Genomic DNA, 18,321 nt, shown 5'->3' on the forward strand with positions numbered 1-18,321 from the left:
GGTGTTGGTACAGCAGGGGGCGATCAATTCGCCTCTAGAAGGGGATCGAGCGCACGCACATGCTCGACTTGCCAGCCAAGCGGAACCACGTCCCCGACGGCGAGCGCGGGATCGAGCTCGGCAATCGGCTGTTTCACGAAGAAGTCGGTCTTGCCGCAGACTTCCAGGCGAACCCGGACGTGGTCGCCCAGATAGATGAATTCCGCCACCCTCCCTGAGAAGCGGTTGACACATTGTTCGCTGACGCCGTTGAGGCTCACCCGCTCCGGACGGATCGACAGGGTCACCGGCTCGCCGGGCTGGCCGACGTTCACCGCCAGGGCCTCGACCTTCTCGCCACGTCCCAGCTCCACCAGGCAGCGGTCGCCGGTCTGGCTGTGCAGGCGACCATTGAGGCGATTGTTCTCGCCGATGAAATTGGCGACGAAAGTATTCTTGGGCTCCTCATAGAGCGTGCGCGGCGGGGCGATCTGTTGAATCTCGCCCTGATGGAACACTGCCACGCGGTCGGACATGGTCAGGGCTTCGCCCTGGTCATGGGTCACGTAGACCACCGTTACACCCAGGCGCTGGTGCAGGTGTTTGATTTCCATCTGCATGTGTTCGCGCAATTGCTTGTCCAGCGCACCAAGGGGCTCATCCATCAGCACCAGCTGCGGCTCGAATACCAACGCCCGGGCCAAGGCCACCCGTTGTTGCTGGCCGCCGGACAATTGCGCCGGATAGCGTTGGGCGAAGCTGTCCAGCTGGACCATGCTCAAGACGCGTTTGACCCGATCACTCACGTCGCTCTTGTTCAAGCCACGCACGGTCAGTGGGAACGCCAGGTTCTCGGCGACAGTCATGTGAGGGAACAAGGCGTAGTTCTGGAACACCATGCCGATGTCGCGCTTGTGCGGTGGCACATTGTTGATCGAGCGCCCGGCCAGCAGGATCTCACCAGCGGTTGGGGTCTCAAACCCGGCGAGCATCATCAGGCTGGTGGTCTTGCCGGAGCCGGAAGGCCCGAGCAGGGTCAGGAATTCGCCTTTGCGAATATCCAGGTTGAGGTCTTTGACGATCAGGTTCTCGCCGTCGTAGCTCTTTTGCACACCACGAAAGCTGACCAGCACATCACTGGCCCCCGCGCTTGAATCGACCTGGCTCATACCCGCACCTTTTGTATTGATGACTGCTTGTGAATCAAGCCTAGTGGACCCTGGGGCACGCGCAAATCGGGGCGCAGGAGAGAATCACCTCAGCCAGATGGAAGAGTCGGGGTAGGGATTGCCCTACAGGGATGGCGGGATTGGGTAAATGCGGTGGCGAGTCTCAAGCCGCAAGCAGCAAGCAGGGGCGAAAAACGCTGTTGGAGTGTGTCGCAAATGGATATGCCGACACAGAACCCTGTGGGAGCGAGCTTGCTCGCGATTGCGCAGTGTCAGCCGACATCAAGATTGAATGTGCCGCCGCTATCGCGAGCAAGCTCGCTCCCACGAGGGGAAATCGCGGACGTTAGAGCAGCTTGTGCTCCATCGCGTACTTCACCAGTTCCGCCAATGAGGTGATGTTGAGCTTCTGCATCAGCCGTGCCTTGTGGGTACTGATGGTCTTGCTGCTCAGGGCCAGTTGCTGGGCGATGTCGTTGACGTTGGCACCCTGGGCCAGGCGCTCGAAGACTGAGAATTCACGCTCGGACAGCAGCGAGTGCAACGGTCGCGTGTCGGTCAGGCCGACTTCAAAGACCATCCGGTCGGCCAGGTCCGGGTCGATGTAGCGACCGCCAGCCGCGACCTTGCGAATCGCCATGAGCAACAGGGCCGGGTCGCTGTCCTTGGTCGCGTAGCCGGCGGCGCCGACCTTCAGGGCGCGGGCGGCCATTTGCGCTTCGTCATGCATCGACAGCACCAGGATGGCCGGCGGATTGTTCAGCGCCCGGATCCGTGGGATCGCCTCCAAGCCGTTGACGCCCGGCATGGAAATGTCCAGCAGCACCACCTCGCAGGGCACGTGGCGCAAGGTTTCGAGCAACTGTTCGCCATTGCTCGCCTCCCCCACTACCACCAGATCCTTGGCCAGGCCGATCAACTGTTTGATGCCTTCGCGGACGATGGTGTGGTCTTCGGCTACCAGTACACGGATCACGTTGTTCTCCAGATTCAGGATTTCATCGCGAGCAGGCTCGCAATGGCAACTTTACGCTCGACATCCTTGCCAGCAGACCCACCGCTATCGCGAGCAAGCTCGCTCCCACACTGGATCGGTAATGAACACGCCGCAATAAATGTGGGAGCGAGCTTGCTCGCGATTGGCCCCGCCCAGGCAACCCACCCCATCAGGCCTCATGCAACGGCACTCGCACCGCCAGGGTCGTCCCCTCCCCCGGCTCGCTTTCCAGGGACAACTGCCCGCCCATGATCAACACCCGCTCACGCATGCCGACCAGGCCAAAGGAAGTTGGCCGCCCCGTATCGGCGATAAATCCTACACCGTCGTCGCTGACCGTCAGACACAATTCGTCGCCCTCCTGAACCAGCGTCAGCTCTACAGTATGCGCTTGGGCATGGCGCATCACGTTGGTCAGTGCTTCCTGGAGAATCCGGAACAGGCCGATGGCCTTGGCATCGCTCAGCGCTGGCAGGTTGTCCGGCACCTGCACCAGGCATGGGATCTGCGTACGCGCCTCGAAACGCCGCGCCTGCCATTCGATCGCCGAGGCAATGCCAGCATCCAGGATCGGCGGGCGCAGCGCCGTCGCCACGTCCCGCACCAGCTGGAACAACTGGGCAATCAGGCGCTTCATGCTGTTAAGCCGCTCATGCAGGCCCGGGTCGAGTTGCGCGTAGGCCAATTCACACATGGATGTTTCTAGCTTCAACACCGTCAGCATCTGACCCAGCTCGTCGTGAACTTCCCGGGCAATGCGCGCCTTCTCCTCTTCCCGCACGCTTTCCAGGTGCGCCGACAACTCGCGCAACTGTTCCCGGGAGCTGGCCAGTTCCAGTTCGATACGCTTGCTTTCGGTGATGTCCCAGACGATTCCGTCCCAGACATAGGCGCCATCTTCGAGACGACGGGTGATCGCCTTGATCTCGGCCCAACGCTCCTGGCCTTCGCGGGTCAGGATGCGGCCCTGCCATGACCAGTCGCTGTCGGTGTCCAGCGCCTGGTCCTGGGTACGGTGGTAACCGGCCTTGTCGTCCGGGTGCACCAGGCTGCGCAGCCCGGTGTCGCTGCGGGCCAGGGTGGCGGGGGAATAGCCCACCAGGCTTTCGCTGCCTTCGCTGATGTAGGCAAAGTCGATCTGGCCGGTCACCGGCGCTCGCTCGAGGCGAAAGACCAGGCCTGGCACGTTGGCGGCGATGCCTTGCAACCGCGCTTCGCTTTCTCGCAGCGCCGCCAATGCACGTCGGCGTTCGGTCACGTCGTTGAGATAGACCACCAGGTATTCGGCGTCGCGAAAACGCAGGAAGCTCAGGGAAACGTCAGCCGGCAAGATGCTGCCATCGGCTCGCACGCATTCGGTTTCGAAACTCTGCGGCCCCTCTTCACTGGCCCGGGCGCGCTTCCACAGGTTCAGCCAGCGATCCATGTGCAAGCCCGGCTCGAAGTCGATCAAGGGGCGGTCAATGATGGCGCCCGAGGCATAGCCGAGCATGATTTCAGCCGCTCGGTTGGCGTAACGCACGTGGCTGTCCCAATTGACCCAGAGGATGCCGACCGTACTTTGATCGATGGAAAACTGCGTCAGGCGCAAGGCTTCTTCGCTGGCAGTACGCTGGGCAATGTCCTCCCTCGCGGCACGCAGGCGGCGCTCCAGTGCGCGTTGCTGGCGGCGCTGCCAGAACACGATGGCGACGCTGCTGAGCAGCAGAGCCAGAATCAATAGGGTCAAGTTCTGCCAGAAGCCTGGGGTCTCGGTCAGGCGTGGATATTTTGGCTTGAGCCAACGGCTGTGCAGTTGCTCCAGCTCCTTGGCCGGGATCGCCTGCAACCCGCTGTCGATGATCTCGGCCAGTTCCGGCCAGTCCCGGCGCGTGGCAACCCGCAGCAACTGCGGCAGGCCGATGTCGCCCACCACCGCCAGCTCGGCGAATTCGGGCTCGACCATCAACCGCCCCAACTGCGCCTCGTCGACCACCGCGTATCGGGCCTGCTGGGTCAGCAGCAATTGCAGGGCCTCACGCTCCATTGGCACGCCTTGCAAATTCAGCATTGGATAGTTGCTGCGCAGGTAATCGGCCGTGGCACTGGGCATGCGCACCGCGACCCGGGCCTGGGTGTCGAGTTTTTCCAACTCCACCCCTTCCGTCCCCTTCTGCGCGCCGACGATCAATTGCGGCACGCGCATATAGGGATCGGAAAACTGCCAGAGCTTGAGCCCGCCCGGGGATTGGGTCAGGCCCGGAGCAACGTCCACCTCGCCGGCGCGCACCGCTGCTTCCAGTTGTGCCAGGTCCTGGAAATTGCGCCAGGTGAGTTCGACGTTCAACGCCTTGCCCAGCCATTGCATCAACTCGACGTTAGTGCCGGACAAACGCTGCAGGCGCCGATCATATTGGGCATAGGGCGCCTGCAATACCAGGCCGACTCGCCATTGCGGATGTTGCACCAACCACTGGCGTTGCCCTGCATCCAATTGCACCCCCTGCGCCGACGGCGCGGGCGCGGCCCACGCCATCAAGGGAAGCCATAAACAGCCGATAACCCACAGGCAGCAAAAACGCATCATCGAAGTCTCATGCACTGACAAATACTGACCAACCCATTAGGCTGCCGGAAATACTTCTGGTCATGGAATATCCGATGCCCTCTGTTTATCGCCTGGCGTTGCCAGCATTGTGCCTGTCGCTGATCCTGCCAAGTGCCTTTTCCGTACAGGCCGGCGAAACGGCGCCCGCCGCGCAGCAACCTGCCGAGGAGAAACCCGTCGAGCGCCAACCCTTGCTCGAGCGTAGCCAGGAAGAAGCGACCGCACTTGAACGAAAAGTCCCGATCCAGGAACAACAACAGTTACAGACCGGCAGCGACGCCTTCCTGGCGCTGTGGAAACCGGCCAATACCGGCGATCCCAGGGGCGCGGTCATCATAATCCCCGGCGCTGGCGAAACAGCTGACTGGCCTCAAGTTATCGGCCCTTTGCGCAAAAAGTTGCCCGATGTCGAATGGAGCAGCCTGAGTATCACCCTGCCGGACCTGCAAAGCGACGTCATTGCACCGCGCGTGGTGCAAGCACCGCCCGAGACCAACCCGTCCGACACCGCCGCCGCACCGGACGCCACCACGGCGGCGCCGATCGAACAGGTCGCAGGCGGCGAAGCCGATGCGGCAGATCCAGTCGTTGCCCAAACCGATGAAGAACACGCCAAGGCCGACGCCGAGCGCATCTTCGCCCGCATCGATGCCGCGCTGACCTACGCCGAACAGCAAAGCGCACGCCGCATTGTGCTGCTGGGCCATGGCACTGGCGCCTATTGGGCGGCGCGTTACCTGAGTGAAAAGCAGCCCTCGCAGGTCGAGCGCTTCGTGATGGTGGCCGCCCAGCCCCCGACTACCGCCAAGCCGGCCCTGGTCGAACTGACCTCGACCTTGAAACTGGCGACCGTCGACATTTTCTACATGGACAAGCCACTGGAGCGCAACGCGGCGCTGGAGCGCTTGCAGGCGAGCAAACGCTTGAAAGGCTCGACCTTCAGCCAAGTCGCGCTCAAGGCGTTGCCCAATGTGTCGGCGGACCAGGAGCAATTGTTTCGTCGGGTTCGGGGTTGGTTGAACCCGCAGAAGGTAGGGGAGTAAGGCGCACGCCTGCTTGAGTGAAGCTCTGTTATGGCGAGGGGATTTATCCCCGCCACAACTGCTCCTGCGCAAGCTAGCGAAAATCCCGTCGTTCCCGAATCAACCGATAGGCGTTATGCAGCTCCCGGGTTTTGTCGGTGGCTTCACGCACCTGCAAGGGCGTTGCTCCGCTACCGGCAATCTTGTCCGGATGATGACGACTGAGCAGGCGTCGGTAAGCGCGCTTGATCTGTGACGGTTCGCTGGTGGCCGAAACCCCCAGCAAGCGCAGCGCCTCTTGATAGGTCACGCCGCTGTTGGGCCGCGACAGTTTCTGCGGCTCGTAGTCAGCCGCCAGCGCCTGGACCTGTTGCGGTGTCCAGCCCAACCAGCGCCCCCACTGGGTCACCAGTTCTCGCTCGCTGACACCGGCACGCCCATCGGCCCAGACCATCCGCCAACACGCGCGCAATACCCCTTCAGCAGCATAAGGCTGGACGGCCAGGCGGCGCATGTAACCGCGCAAGCGATCGTTTCCGGTCTTGCCCCGGTTGAATGCCGCGATCGCCCGGCGTTGCGCCGGTTCACTCAAGTCCAGTGCACGCATCTCCTGGCGAGCCTGCTGGATGTGGCCATCAACCACACGCCCATCACTTTTCGCCAGCCGCCCCAGCAATACAAACAACAACTCATCGTTGCGCAGCGCCGGGCGTCCGCCCAGGCGCTCACGTACCTGCGCCCAGCCCTGCAGGTTCAGGCGCCGATCCAGCGCTTGTCCCAACAAAGCTCCAAGCATGGCCCCCGGGATGCTGGCTATGGCAAAGCCCGCCCCGGCTCCAATCAGAGTCCCTGGCCACCACATATCAACCGCTCGCTTCTATCAAGGTTTCGACCTGCGCCAAACGTTCATGGGTGCCGACATCGACCCAGTGCCCTTTGAGGTGCTCGCCACTGACGCGCCCCTCGGCCATGGCCGCGCGCAACAGCGGTGCGAGCTTGAACGCACCGCCTGTGCAACCATCGAATAACCGCGGGTGCAGGACTGCAATGCCGCTATAGGTCAGGTTGTCGGCAGGTGTTTGCCCATCGTGAACCTTTCCGTCGGCGAGGATGAAATCGCCGTTCGGGTGATGCTCGGGATTGTCGACAAGCACCAGGTGCGCCAACCCTTCGAGCGGCCGGCGCAAAGCGCTGAAATCGTAGTCGGTCCAGACATCGCCATTCACCACCACAAACGCTTCATCGCCCAGCAGCGGCAAGGCCCGGAAGATTCCACCGCCGGTTTCCAGCGGCTCGCCTTCGGGCGAAAACCCAATGTTCACGCCAAACCGTGAACCGTCCCCCAGGTGATCTTCGATCTGCTGGCCGAGCCAGGCATGATTGATCACGATCTCGGTGAACCCGGCCCTGGCCAGCGCCCGCAAGTGGTATTCGATCAAGGGAACACCACCGACGCGAATCAACGGCTTTGGCGTGGTCAGGGTCAAGGGCCGCATGCGTTCGCCCTTGCCCGCCGCCAGGATCATCGCCTTCATGCCGTTGCTCCGGCCGATGGCCGCAGGCTGCCCAGCAGTTCATCGAGCGGTGCCAGTTCCGGACGACGAGCAATGACCGCTTCTATATAAGCAAAGAAACGCGGCACATCGCCGAGGTAGCGTGGCTTGCCGTCACGATGGCAAATGCGCGCGAAGATCCCGATGACCTTGAGATGGCGCTGCACGCCCATCAAGTCGCTGGCCCGCAGGAAGTCCTCGAAATCCGGCTGGACGGGAATGCCGAGGGCGCCGGCCTGCTGCCAGTAACGCTCCAGCCAACCGCGCACACGCGCCTCGGGCCAACTGAGAAAGGCGTCCTTGAACAAACAGGTCACGTCGTAGGTGACGGGGCCATAGACCGCATCCTGAAAATCCAGCACGCCGGGGTTCGGCACACTGAGCATCAGGTTGCGCGGCATGTAGTCGCGGTGCACCAACACTTTGGGTTGGGCCAGGGCGCTGTCGATCAGCAGCTCGCTGACCTGCTGCCAGAGTTGCTGCTGGGCCGAATTCAATTCGACACCCAGCTCGCGCTTGACGTACCACTCCGGGAACAATTCCAGCTCCCGGCGCAGCAACGCGACATCGTAGCTCGGCAACGGCGCAACCATCGGCAGCTGCTGGAAAGCCAGCAAGGCTTGCAGCGCATCGCGGAATAAATCGTCGGCATTTTCGCCGTTGATCACGTCCAGATAGGTCTGGTTACCCAAGTCATTGAGCAAAAGAAAGCCGCGTTCGAGGTCTTCGGCATAAATTTTTGGCACGTTAATGCCGGATTTCGCCAGCAAAAAAGCAATATCCACGAAGGGTTTGCAGTTTTCCTGGGGCGGTGGCGCATCCATTACGATCAAACTGCGACCCTCGCCTTCCCAGCGGAAATAACGCCGAAAACTCGCGTCACTGCTGGCGGCGGTCAACGTGGCCGGGGGTACGGTGCCCCAGCCCTGTTGAGTGAAAAGGATCGGCAGTTGTTCATCGAGCCAAACTTTCAGGTGTTGCAAGCGTACATCTTGGTCGGGCATTGCAAGGGTCTCCGACGGCGCTAGCCGTCAAGCGGGTCATGCTTTATTATCCAGCATCTTTTTCAGACCATCGAGAGGCGTGCGGCCCACACCGCGGGCAGATGGCACGCAGGAAGCCCGGACTAATAAGATGGCATTGAAATCCCCCGCGTTTCGTAAAAAATTTCCGTTGCTGGTTACCGGCAGTCTGCTGGCCCTGCAACCCCTGGCCTCTTCATTCGTCGTCGCGGCGCAGCAGTATGACTGCTCCGTCTCCGCTTCGGGTGCCTGGGACTGTGCGCCCAAGACACCGGCCGCCGCGTTGCCGCCGCGTCCCGTGCATGATGGCAGTGCGGTCTCCGACAGCGGCGCGGCTCCGGCTGACAGCAGCTCGGGCGAGGAAGCCGGCGAAAAGCCGATGCTCGTTACCGAAGCCAAGGGCCGTGGCCTGAAGTCGCGCAGTGCAGACTACAGTCACCTGGATTGGGTTCCACGAGAGAACCTCACCCCGGCGCAATTGGCTGAAACCGGGCCTTACTGCTCGGGTGCCTATATCGAGCCGACCCGTCCTGGCATGAACGACAAGACGGCCAAGAGCGACGCCCCCACCTTCCTCGGCGCCAAGGCGTCACGCTATCAGCAGGAAGAACAGGTGGCGACCCTGGCCGGCGACGTGGTCATGCGCCAGGGCAGCATGCAGGTCGAGGCCGATGAGGCCAGCCTGTACCAGGCGGAGAACCGCGGTGAGCTGAGCGGTAACGTACGCGTTCGCGACAACGGTGCACTGATCGTCGGCGACCATGCCGATGTACAGCTGGACACCGGCGAAGCCAAGGTCGACAACGCCGAATACGTGCTGCACAAGTCGCGTATCCGCGGTAACGCGCTGTACGCCAAGCGCGCCGAGAACGCGATCATCCGCCTCAAGGACGGTACGTACACCACGTGCGAACCGAACAGCAACGCCTGGACGCTCAAGGGCAACAACATCACCCTGAACCCGGCGACCGGCTTCGGTACAGCGACCAACGTGACGTTGCGGGTCAAGGACATTCCAGTCCTGTACACGCCTTATATCTATTTCCCGATCGACGACCGTCGCCAGTCCGGCTTCCTGCCACCGACCATCGGCAGCGGCAGCGACACCGGCTTCCTGCTGGTTACCCCGTACTACTTCAACCTGGCGCCGAACTACGACGCCACGTTGTACCCGCGCTACATGAGCAAGCGCGGCCTGTTGATGGAAGGCGAGTTCCGCTACCTGACCAAGTCCAGCGAAGGTCAGTTCGGCGCCGCGTACCTCAACGACGAAGATGACGATCGCAGCCAGCAGACCGACTACAGCAAGACCCGCTACATGTACAACTGGCAGCACAAGGGTGGCCTCGACTCCCGCGTGCTGACGGAAGTCGACTACACCAAGATCAGCGACCCCTACTACTTCCAGGACTTGCAGACCGACCAGATCGGCGTCGAGTCCAGGGACTACGTGAATCAGCAGGGCGCGGTCAGCTATCGGGGTGACACGTACACTGCCCGCCTGAACGTCCAGGCTTACCAGATGGCGACGATCTCGAACATCACGCCGTATGACCGCTTGCCGCAACTCACCTTCAACGGCGCCCTGCCGCAGCATCCGGGCGGGTTGAACTTTGCTTACAACACGGAATTCGTGCGCTTTGATCGGGATTTGAGGACTGGCAGGTATAGGGATAAGGACGGTGGTCCGTTCAATAATGACGGGACAATAGGAACGCCATTCCTGGACACCAACGTTCGGGGCCTGGCCCGCGCCACCGGTGACCGGATGAATCTGGCGCCGGTCATGAGCCTGCCAATGAGTACGAGCTATGGCTTCGTCAAGCCGTCGCTCAAATACCAGTACACGCGGTATGACCTGGACCTCGATAATCAAGGCAAGGCCGACATTGACGTGCAGGGCGCCGAGGGCGACCGCCTGAACGGCACCTACAGCAGCAGCCAAAGCCGTGGCGTTCCAATCGCCAGCATCGACAGCGGCCTGTACTTTGACCGGGACACCCAGTGGTTCGGCAAGAACTACCGCCAGACCCTGGAACCTCGCCTGTTCTATCTCTATGTACCGGAGAAAGACCAAAGCGACATCCCAGTCTTCGATACCGGCGAAAGCACCTTCAGCTATTCGTCGCTGTTCCGGGACAACCGCTTCAGCGGCTCCGACCGTGTCGGTGACGAGAACAAGCTGTCCCTGGGCGTGACCAACCGCTGGATCCAGGAAGACGGCTTCGAGCGCCAGCGCATCAGCGTCGGCCAGGCCTTCTACTTCAAGGACCGCGAAGTCCAACTGCCAGGTATCGACTTCAAGACGCGTGAAGACGCGCATTCCAGCGTCTCGCCTTATGCCCTGGAATACGAATATCGCTGGAACCGCGATTGGCGCACCACGGCCGACTACAACTGGGACCCGGACACCCACAGCCCACGCTCGGGCAGCGCGATGTTCCACTACCAGCCGCAAGACAACCCGAACAAGGTCATCAACGCCGGTTATCGCTATCGCAACGACCTGGTCCGCTACGACCAGACAACCGGTCGGTGGCAAGTGGGCGGCGGCGACTACGGCACGCCGGGTACAGCTGGCTACGTGAAGGACTACTACAAGATCAAGCAGCACGACTTCTCGGTCATCTGGCCGATCGTGCCGCAGTGGAACGCCATCAGCCGCTGGCAGTATGACTACAACCGCAATCGTACCCTGGAAGCCTTCGGTGGTTTCGAATACGACAACTGCTGCTGGAAACTGCGCGTGATCAACCGTTACTGGGTCGACTACGACGAATTCAGTCAAGACGCCCCGCAAAACGAAAAAGGCGACCACGGCGTCTTCCTCCAAATTGTTCTGAAGGGACTCGGCGGCCTCACTGGCGCCAAGGTAGAGAGCTTCCTCGACAAAGGCATCCAAGGTTATCGTGAACGTGAAGACCAAGCTTTCTGATTGTCTGCGCCCGCTGATGCTGGGCGCGTTGTTCCTGGGCACTGCGGCCAACGCCGCGGTTCAATCCATCGACAAGGTGGTGGCCATCGTCGACAACGACGTGGTCATGCAGAGCCAACTGGACCAGCGCGTCCATGAAGTGCAGCAAACCATCGCCAAGCGCGGTGGCGGCCTGCCGCCTCCGGGCGTGCTGGACCAGCAGGTGCTGGAGCGCTTGATCGTCGAGAACCTGCAACTGCAGATCGGCGAACGTTCCGGCATCCGCATCACCGATGAAGAGCTGAACCAGGCCGTCGGCACCATTGCCCAGCGCAATAACATGAGCATCGACCAGTTCCGTGCCGCCCTGGCTCGCGACGGTCTCTCCTACGAGGACGCCCGCGATCAGATCCGCCGCGAAATGGTCATCAGCCGTGTGCGTCAGCGCCGTGTGGCCGAACGCATCCAGGTGTCGGAGCAGGAAGTGAAGAACTTCCTCGCCTCGGACCTGGGCAAGATGCAGCTGTCCGAAGAACTGCACCTGGCGAACATCCTGATTCCGACCCCGGAAAGCGCTAACTCCGAAGCGATCCAGAGCGCTTATCGCCAGGCAATGGATGTCTACCAGCAGCTCAAGCAAGGCGCCGATTTCGGTCAGATGGCCATTGCCAAGTCGGGCAGCGACAACGCCCTGGAAGGCGGTGACATGGGCTGGCGCAAGCCCGCTCAACTGCCACCTCCGTTCGACCGCGAACTGAGCGCCATGGCCGTGGGCGACATCACCCAGCCGGCGCGCACGCCAGGCGGCTTCATCATCCTGAAAGTGCTGGAAAAACGCGGTGGTGGAACCCAGGTCCGTGACGAAGTGCATGTTCGCCACATCCTGATCAAGCCAAGCGAGATTCGCAGCGAAGCCGAGACCAAGCGCCTGGCGGAGAAACTCTACGATCGCATCGAAGCGGGCGAAGACTTTGCTGAGCTGGCGAAGAATTTCTCGGAAGACCCGGGCTCGGCCCTCAACGGCGGCGACCTGAACTGGGTTGACCCCAATGCACTGGTTCCGGAATTCCGCCAGGTCATGGCCGACACGCCGCAAGGCCAGCTGTCCAAGCCGTTCAAGAGCCCTTATGGCTGGCACGTGCTGGAAGTCCTTGGCCGCCGCGCCACTGACAGCACCACCCAGGCTCGCGAACAGCAGGCGATGACCGTATTGCGCAACCGCAAATACGACGAAGAGCTGCAAACCTGGCTGCGTCAGATTCGCGACGAAGCCTACGTTGAAATCAAACTTCCTGGTGCAGACCAGGCAGCGCAGTGAAACCCAAGCGTTTCGCGCTGACACCCGGCGAACCAGCCGGCATCGGTCCCGACCTGTGCCTGCTGCTCGCCTCGCAAGCCCAGCCACATCCCCTGATTGCCATCACCAACCGCGACCTGCTCCTTGAGCGGGCCGCGCAACTGGGGGTGGTTGTCGACCTGTTGCCGGTGACACCGCAGGCCTGGCCGGACGTCCCGGCGCCCGCCAACAGCCTGTACGTCTGGGATACCCCCCTGGGCGCCCCGGTCGTCACCGGGCAGTTGGACAAGGCCAACGCCGCGTTCGTCCTGCAAACCCTGACCCGCGCCGGCGAAGGCTGCCTGGACGGAGCGTTCGCCGGCATGATCACCGCACCGGTGCACAAAGGCGTGATCAACGAATCCGGGATTGCCTTCTCCGGGCACACCGAATTCCTGGCTGAGCTGACCCACACCGCGCAAGTGGTGATGATGCTCGCCACCCGTGGCCTGCGAGTGGCCCTGGTGACCACTCACCTGCCCTTGCGGGACATCGCCGACGCCATTACCCCGGAACGCCTGGAGCGGGTCGCGCGTATCCTGCACGCCGACCTGCAGGAAAAATTCGGCATCGCCCAGCCACGCATCCTCGTTTGTGGGCTCAATCCCCATGCGGGTGAAGGCGGACACCTGGGCCGTGAAGAAATCGATATCATCGAACCCACTTTGGAGCGCTTGCGCAGCGAGGGCATGGACCTGCGTGGCCCGCTGCCTGCCGACACTCTGTTTACCCCAAAATATCTGGAGCACTGCGACGCGGTGCTGGCGATGTACCACGACCAGGGCCTGCCCGTGCTGAAGTACAAAGGCTTCGGCGCAGCGGTCAACGTAACGTTGGGCCTACCGATCATCCGCACCTCCGTGGACCATGGCACCGCCCTGGACCTGGCCGGCAGCGGCAAGATCGATACCGGCAGCCTGCAAGTCGCGCTGGAAACCGCCTACCAGATGGCCGAGACCCATTTATGACCGAGCAATACCAACACCGCGCGCGCAAGCGCTTCGGCCAGAACTTCCTGCATGACGCCGGCGTGATCGATCGCATCCTGCGCTCCATCCGGGCCAAGCCCGACGATCGCCTATTGGAAATCGGCCCGGGCCAGGGCGCCCTGACCGAAGGCCTGCTCGACAGCGGCGCGCAACTGGACGTGGTGGAACTGGACAAGGACCTGGTCCCTATCCTCAACCAGCAGTTCGCCGGCAGGAGCAATTTCAGCCTGCACCAGGGCGACGCGCTGAAGTTCGACTTCAATAGCCTGAACGCCGCGCCGAACAGCCTGCGGGTGGTGGGAAACCTGCCGTACAACATCTCCACGCCGCTGATCTTCCACCTGCTGAGCAACGCAGGCCTGATCCGTGACATGCACTTCATGCTGCAAAAAGAGGTGGTCGAGCGCCTCGCCGCCGGTCCTGGCGGTGGTGACTGGGGTCGCCTGTCGATCATGGTCCAGTACCATTGCCGGGTCGAACACCTGTTCAACGTAGGCCCGGGTGCATTCAACCCGCCACCGAAGGTCGATTCGGCCATCGTCCGACTGGTGCCCCACGCCGTCCTGCCACACCCGGCCAAGGATCATCGCCTGCTGGAGCGGGTGGTGCGCGAAGCGTTCAACCAGCGCCGCAAGACCTTGCGCAACACCTTGAAACTGCTGCTCAGCAGCGCCGAAATCGAAGCCGCTGGCGTCGATGGCAGCCTGCGCCCCGAACAGTTGGACCTCGCCGCTTTCGTGCGCCTGGCCGACAAACTCAGTGAACAGGTCACCCCGCAAGTCGACGCCAACTGAACGGGTGACGATCGCTATCGGGAAGTACACCCATCTGGTCTACTACCCGATAGTTGGCCTAGACTGATCTCCTGACTCGCGCCCGCGTCCCGCTTCGCTTTTAAGGCCTTTTTGCATGTCCGATCCTCGTTACCAGGTCGACGTCAGCGTCACCACCCGTTTTCTGGCAGAACAGTCGCAACCCGAGCATGACCGCTTCGCCTTCGCCTACAGCATTACCGTGCGCAATAACGGCTCCTTGCCGGCCAGGCTACTGTCGCGGCACTGGATCATCACCGACGGCGATGGCCATGTCGAAGAAGTGCGTGGCGAAGGTGTGGTCGGCCAGCAGCCGTTGATTGACGCCGGCAACAGCCACAGCTACAGCAGCGGCACGGTGATGACCACCAAGGTCGGCACCATGCAGGGCACCTACCAGATGCTGGCCGAGGACGGCAAACGCTTCGACGCCGTCATCAAGCCCTTTCGCCTGGCCGTGCCCGGAGCCCTGCACTAATGGCCACGTATGCGGTCGGCGACCTGCAAGGCTGCCTCGACCCGCTCAAATGCCTGCTGGAACGCGTCGCCTTCGATCCTCAAAGAGACACCCTGTGGCTGGTGGGCGACCTGGTCAACCGTGGCCCGCAGTCCCTCGAGACGTTGCGTTTTCTCTACAGCATCCGCCAGTCGCTGGTGTGCGTGCTCGGCAACCACGACCTGCATCTGCTGGCTGCCTGGCAGAACATCGAACGCCTGAAAAAATCCGACACCTTGAGCGAGATCCTCGACGCCCCCGATTGCGTTGAGTTGCTGGAGTGGTTGCGCCAGCAGAAGCTCATGCACTATGACGAGCAGCGCAACCTCGCACTGGTCCATGCTGGCATCCCGCCCCAATGGTCCCTGCGCAAGGCGCTCAAGTGCGCTGGCGAAGTCGAAAAGGCGTTGCGCGACGACAATCTGTTCGCCCCCTACCTGGATGGCATGTACGGCAACGAGCCGGTCAAGTGGGACAACGACCTCACCGGCAACGCTCGTCTTCGCGTCATCACCAATTATTTCACGCGCATGCGCTTCTGCACCCGCGACGGCAAACTCGACCTCAAGGGCAAGGAAGGCATCGAGACGGCGCCGCCCGGCTATGCCCCCTGGTTCAAGCACAGTGAGCGCAAGACCCGTAACCTGAAGATCATTTTCGGGCACTGGGCGGCACTGGGCGGCCAATCCGACGAACCCGGCGTCTTCGCCCTCGATACCGGTTGCGTATGGGGCAGCGCCATGACCCTGATGAATGTCGACACTGGCGAGCAACTGCATTGCGATTGCGATGAACAGGGCCACGCCAAAACCCATTACCCGCCCCCTGCCCCATTACCGGTCGGCACTGCCGTTTGACCGGCGTTGCGCTTTAGCTACAGGAGCCCCTCATGAGCGAATTCAAACGCATCCCCCCGGAACAGGCCCAGGCCCTGCGCGAGCAAGGCGCGGTCGTTGTCGATGTCCGCGACCCAGCCACTTTTGCGGCGTTGCACATCAGTGGTTCCAGGCACCTGGATAACCACTCCATCGCCGACTTCATCCGAGCCGCCGACCTCGACGCACCAACGGTCGTGGTCTGCTATCACGGCAACTCCAGCCAGAGCGCAGCCGCTTATCTGGTCAGCCAGGGCTTCAGCGACGTTTATAGCCTGGACGGCGGTTTTGAGTTGTGGCGCGCGACTTATCCTTCAGAAACAGCGCAGGACACTCACGAATAATTTTTTATGCCGGCCAAGCCCGCGTGAACCGTGGGCTTGAGCAATGGCAGACGAACGGTCTGCCACAACTAATTACGCATTCCACCTTTACCTCTCCGATTCCGAACTATCCTTAGCCTCAGGCCATCCAAAACAGGGGAGAGCCGGTACACCGGCGCACGGGTCATCGGGAGTAAGCTTTCAGGAGCCTGCATTCTTGAAAGCATTCTGGGGGGTAAACGGCAACTGGGTTCCCAGCGGCTGTCCAGCATCGACTGATTGATCCGCCACCGGCTCCACGTATCGAGCGAGGTGACGTCATGAGCATTTTTAGCCACTTCCAGCAACGTTTCGAGTCCACGCGGCAGGAGGAATACACGCTGCAGGAGTACCTCGAACTCTGCAAGCAGGAGCGCAGCGCCTATGCATCGGCTGCGGAGCGTCTGTTGCTGGCAATCGGAGAACCGGAGCTGCTGGATACCTCGACCAACTCGAGGCTCTCGCGAATCTTTTCCAACAAGGTGATTCGCCGCTATCCGGCCTTTGCAGACTTCCACGGGATGGAAGAATGCATCGAACAGATCGTGTCCTATTTCCGCCATGCCGCCCAGGGCCTGGAGGAGAAGAAACAAATCCTTTATCTGCTCGGCCCCGTGGGTGGTGGTAAATCGTCCCTGGCCGAGAAGCTCAAGCAACTGATCGAAAAAGTACCCTTCTACGCCATCAAGGGCTCGCCGGTGTTCGAATCGCCCCTGGGGCTGTTCAATGCCACCGAGGACGGCGCGATCCTCGAGGAAGACTTCGGCATTCCACGCCGCTACCTCAATACCATCATGTCGCCATGGGCGACGAAGCGCCTGGCCGAGTTCGGCGGTGACATCAGCCAGTTCCGGGTGGTCAAGCTCTACCCATCGATCCTCAACCAGATCGCCGTGGCCAAGACCGAACCGGGCGACGAAAACAACCAGGATATTTCCGCCCTGGTGGGCAAGGTCGATATCCGCAAACTGGAAGAATTCCCACAGAACGACGCCGACGCCTACAGCTATTCGGGTGCGCTGTGCCGGGCCAACCAGGGCCTGATGGAATTCGTCGAAATGTTCAAGGCACCCATCAAAGTGCTGCACCCCTTGCTGACCGCAACCCAGGAGGGCAACTACAACAGCACCGAGGGCCTGGGGGCCATCCCGTTCACCGGCATACTGCTGGCCCACTCCAACGAATCGGAATGGCATACCTTCCGCAACAACAAGAACAACGAGGCCTTCATCGACCGGATCTACATCGTCAAGGTGCCGTACTGCCTGCGAGTGACCGACGAGGTGAAGATCTACGACAAGCTGCTGTTCAACAGCTCGCTGTCCAAGGCTCATTGCGCACCCGACACCCTGAAGATGCTTGCCCAGTTCACAGTGCTGTCACGCCTCAAGGAACCGGAAAACTCCAACATCTATTCGAAGATGCGCGTGTACGACGGTGAAAACCTCAAGGACACCGATCCGAAGGCCAAGTCGATCCAGGAATACCGCGACAACGCGGGGGTCGATGAAGGGATGAACGGGCTGTCCACACGTTTCGCGTTCAAGATCCTGTCCAAGGTCTTCAACTTCGACCCTCACGAGATCGCAGCCAACCCGGTTCACCTGCTGTATGTGCTGGAACAGCAGATCGAGCAGGAGCAATTCCAGGCCGAAACCCGCGAGCGTTACCTGCGCTTCCTCAAGGAATACCTGGCCCCGCGCTACATCGAGTTCATTGGCAAGGAAATCCAGACGGCGTACCTGGAGTCCTACAGCGAGTACGGCCAGAACATCTTCGACCGCTACGTGCTGTACGCAGACTTCTGGATCCAGGACCAGGAATACCGCGACCCGGAAACCGGCGAAATACTCAATCGCGTGGCCCTCAACGAGGAACTGGAAAAAATCGAGAAACCGGCGGGCATCAGCAATCCGAAGGACTTCCGCAACGAGATCGTCAACTTCGTACTGCGCGCCCGGGCCAACAACAACGGCAAGAACCCAACCTGGCTCAGCTATGAAAAGCTGCGGGTGGTCATCGAGAAGAAAATGTTCTCCAACACCGAAGACCTGCTGCCAGTCATCAGCTTCAACGCCAAGGCCAGCAAGGAGGACCAGCAAAAACACAACGATTTCGTCACACGCATGGTCGAACGTGGCTACACCGACAAACAGGTACGACTGCTCTCCGAGTGGTATCTGCGGGTCCGCAAATCGCAGTAAGCAG

The 18,321-nt window shown here is 61.4% G+C and carries 15 protein-coding genes; 9 read left to right on the top strand and 6 right to left on the bottom strand.

Annotated elements, in window-relative coordinates; all coding sequences use genetic code 11:
• Window positions 1-23: 23 nt before the first annotated feature.
• From KI237_RS27520 to KI237_RS27530, 3 genes are all read right to left on the bottom strand, one after another.
• Window positions 24-1,148 carry an ABC transporter ATP-binding protein gene (locus KI237_RS27520; RefSeq protein WP_212797836.1) on the bottom strand — a complete coding sequence of 375 codons (1,125 nt, stop codon included), beginning with the start codon at window positions 1,146-1,148 and terminating at the stop codon, window positions 24-26.
• 346 nt (window positions 1,149-1,494) lie between these two features.
• The gene (locus KI237_RS27525) at window positions 1,495-2,124 is read right to left on the bottom strand and encodes a response regulator (RefSeq protein ID WP_003206156.1); all 630 of its coding nucleotides are present in this window, start codon (window positions 2,122-2,124) and stop codon (window positions 1,495-1,497) included.
• Between the two features lie 190 nt (window positions 2,125-2,314).
• Window positions 2,315-4,711 (bottom strand): PAS domain-containing sensor histidine kinase, encoded by a 2,397-nt coding sequence (locus KI237_RS27530; protein ID WP_212797837.1) that lies wholly within the window; start codon window positions 4,709-4,711, stop codon window positions 2,315-2,317.
• Between the two features lie 74 nt (window positions 4,712-4,785).
• Between KI237_RS27530 and KI237_RS27535 the strand changes: the two genes are divergently transcribed.
• Window positions 4,786-5,775: an alpha/beta hydrolase family protein gene (locus KI237_RS27535; protein WP_212797838.1), complete on the top strand. Its 990-nt coding sequence runs from the start codon at window positions 4,786-4,788 to the stop codon at window positions 5,773-5,775.
• Window positions 5,776-5,848: 73 nt separating this feature from the next.
• On the opposite strand, the gene KI237_RS27540 is transcribed toward KI237_RS27535, so the two are convergent.
• Genes KI237_RS27540 through KI237_RS27550 form a run of 3 tightly spaced genes read right to left on the bottom strand, consistent with a single transcriptional unit; the run spans window position 5,849 to window position 8,311 of the window.
• On the bottom strand, window positions 5,849-6,616 hold the full coding sequence (locus KI237_RS27540) for a TerB family tellurite resistance protein (protein WP_212797839.1): 768 nt from the start codon (window positions 6,614-6,616) through the stop codon (window positions 5,849-5,851).
• A 1-nt stretch (window position 6,617) separates the two neighbouring features.
• Complete coding sequence (murU, locus tag KI237_RS27545; RefSeq protein ID WP_212797840.1) at window positions 6,618-7,289, bottom strand: N-acetylmuramate alpha-1-phosphate uridylyltransferase MurU; 672 nt, start codon at window positions 7,287-7,289, stop codon at window positions 6,618-6,620.
• Entirely contained in the window at window positions 7,286-8,311 is a 1,026-nt protein-coding gene (locus KI237_RS27550) for an aminoglycoside phosphotransferase family protein (protein ID WP_212797841.1), read from the bottom strand. The genes murU and KI237_RS27550 overlap by 4 nt, the downstream gene beginning before the upstream one ends.
• A gap of 130 nt (window positions 8,312-8,441) precedes the next feature.
• Between KI237_RS27550 and KI237_RS27555 the strand changes: the two genes are divergently transcribed.
• The 8 genes from KI237_RS27555 (at window position 8,442) to KI237_RS27590 (ending at window position 18,317) form a co-directional block, all read left to right on the top strand.
• Complete coding sequence (locus KI237_RS27555; protein WP_212797842.1) at window positions 8,442-11,264, top strand: LPS-assembly protein LptD; 2,823 nt, start codon at window positions 8,442-8,444, stop codon at window positions 11,262-11,264.
• The gene (gene surA / locus KI237_RS27560) at window positions 11,245-12,561 is read left to right on the top strand and encodes a peptidylprolyl isomerase SurA (RefSeq protein WP_212797843.1); all 1,317 of its coding nucleotides are present in this window, start codon (window positions 11,245-11,247) and stop codon (window positions 12,559-12,561) included. The genes KI237_RS27555 and surA overlap by 20 nt, the downstream gene beginning before the upstream one ends.
• The gene (gene pdxA / locus KI237_RS27565; protein ID WP_212797844.1) at window positions 12,558-13,547 is read left to right on the top strand and encodes a 4-hydroxythreonine-4-phosphate dehydrogenase PdxA; all 990 of its coding nucleotides are present in this window, start codon (window positions 12,558-12,560) and stop codon (window positions 13,545-13,547) included. The genes surA and pdxA overlap by 4 nt, the downstream gene beginning before the upstream one ends.
• A complete protein-coding gene (gene rsmA / locus KI237_RS27570; protein WP_212797845.1) occupies window positions 13,544-14,362 on the top strand; it encodes a 16S rRNA (adenine(1518)-N(6)/adenine(1519)-N(6))-dimethyltransferase RsmA in 819 nt (272 codons plus the stop codon). The genes pdxA and rsmA overlap by 4 nt, the downstream gene beginning before the upstream one ends.
• A gap of 115 nt (window positions 14,363-14,477) precedes the next feature.
• On the top strand, window positions 14,478-14,858 hold the full coding sequence (gene apaG, locus KI237_RS27575; protein WP_212797846.1) for a Co2+/Mg2+ efflux facilitator ApaG/CorD: 381 nt from the start codon (window positions 14,478-14,480) through the stop codon (window positions 14,856-14,858).
• Window positions 14,858-15,733 carry a symmetrical bis(5'-nucleosyl)-tetraphosphatase gene (locus KI237_RS27580; protein ID WP_212797847.1) on the top strand — a complete coding sequence of 292 codons (876 nt, stop codon included), beginning with the start codon at window positions 14,858-14,860 and terminating at the stop codon, window positions 15,731-15,733. The genes apaG and KI237_RS27580 overlap by 1 nt, the downstream gene beginning before the upstream one ends.
• A gap of 32 nt (window positions 15,734-15,765) precedes the next feature.
• Entirely contained in the window at window positions 15,766-16,095 is a 330-nt protein-coding gene (glpE, locus tag KI237_RS27585) for a thiosulfate sulfurtransferase GlpE (RefSeq protein ID WP_212797848.1), read from the top strand.
• A 299-nt stretch (window positions 16,096-16,394) separates the two neighbouring features.
• The gene (locus tag KI237_RS27590) at window positions 16,395-18,317 is read left to right on the top strand and encodes a PrkA family serine protein kinase (RefSeq protein WP_212797849.1); all 1,923 of its coding nucleotides are present in this window, start codon (window positions 16,395-16,397) and stop codon (window positions 18,315-18,317) included.
• Window positions 18,318-18,321 lie beyond the last annotated feature (4 nt).

The sequence above is a fragment of the Pseudomonas sp. St316 genome (assembly GCF_018325905.1).
In the GTDB taxonomy this organism is placed as follows: domain Bacteria; phylum Pseudomonadota; class Gammaproteobacteria; order Pseudomonadales; family Pseudomonadaceae; genus Aquipseudomonas.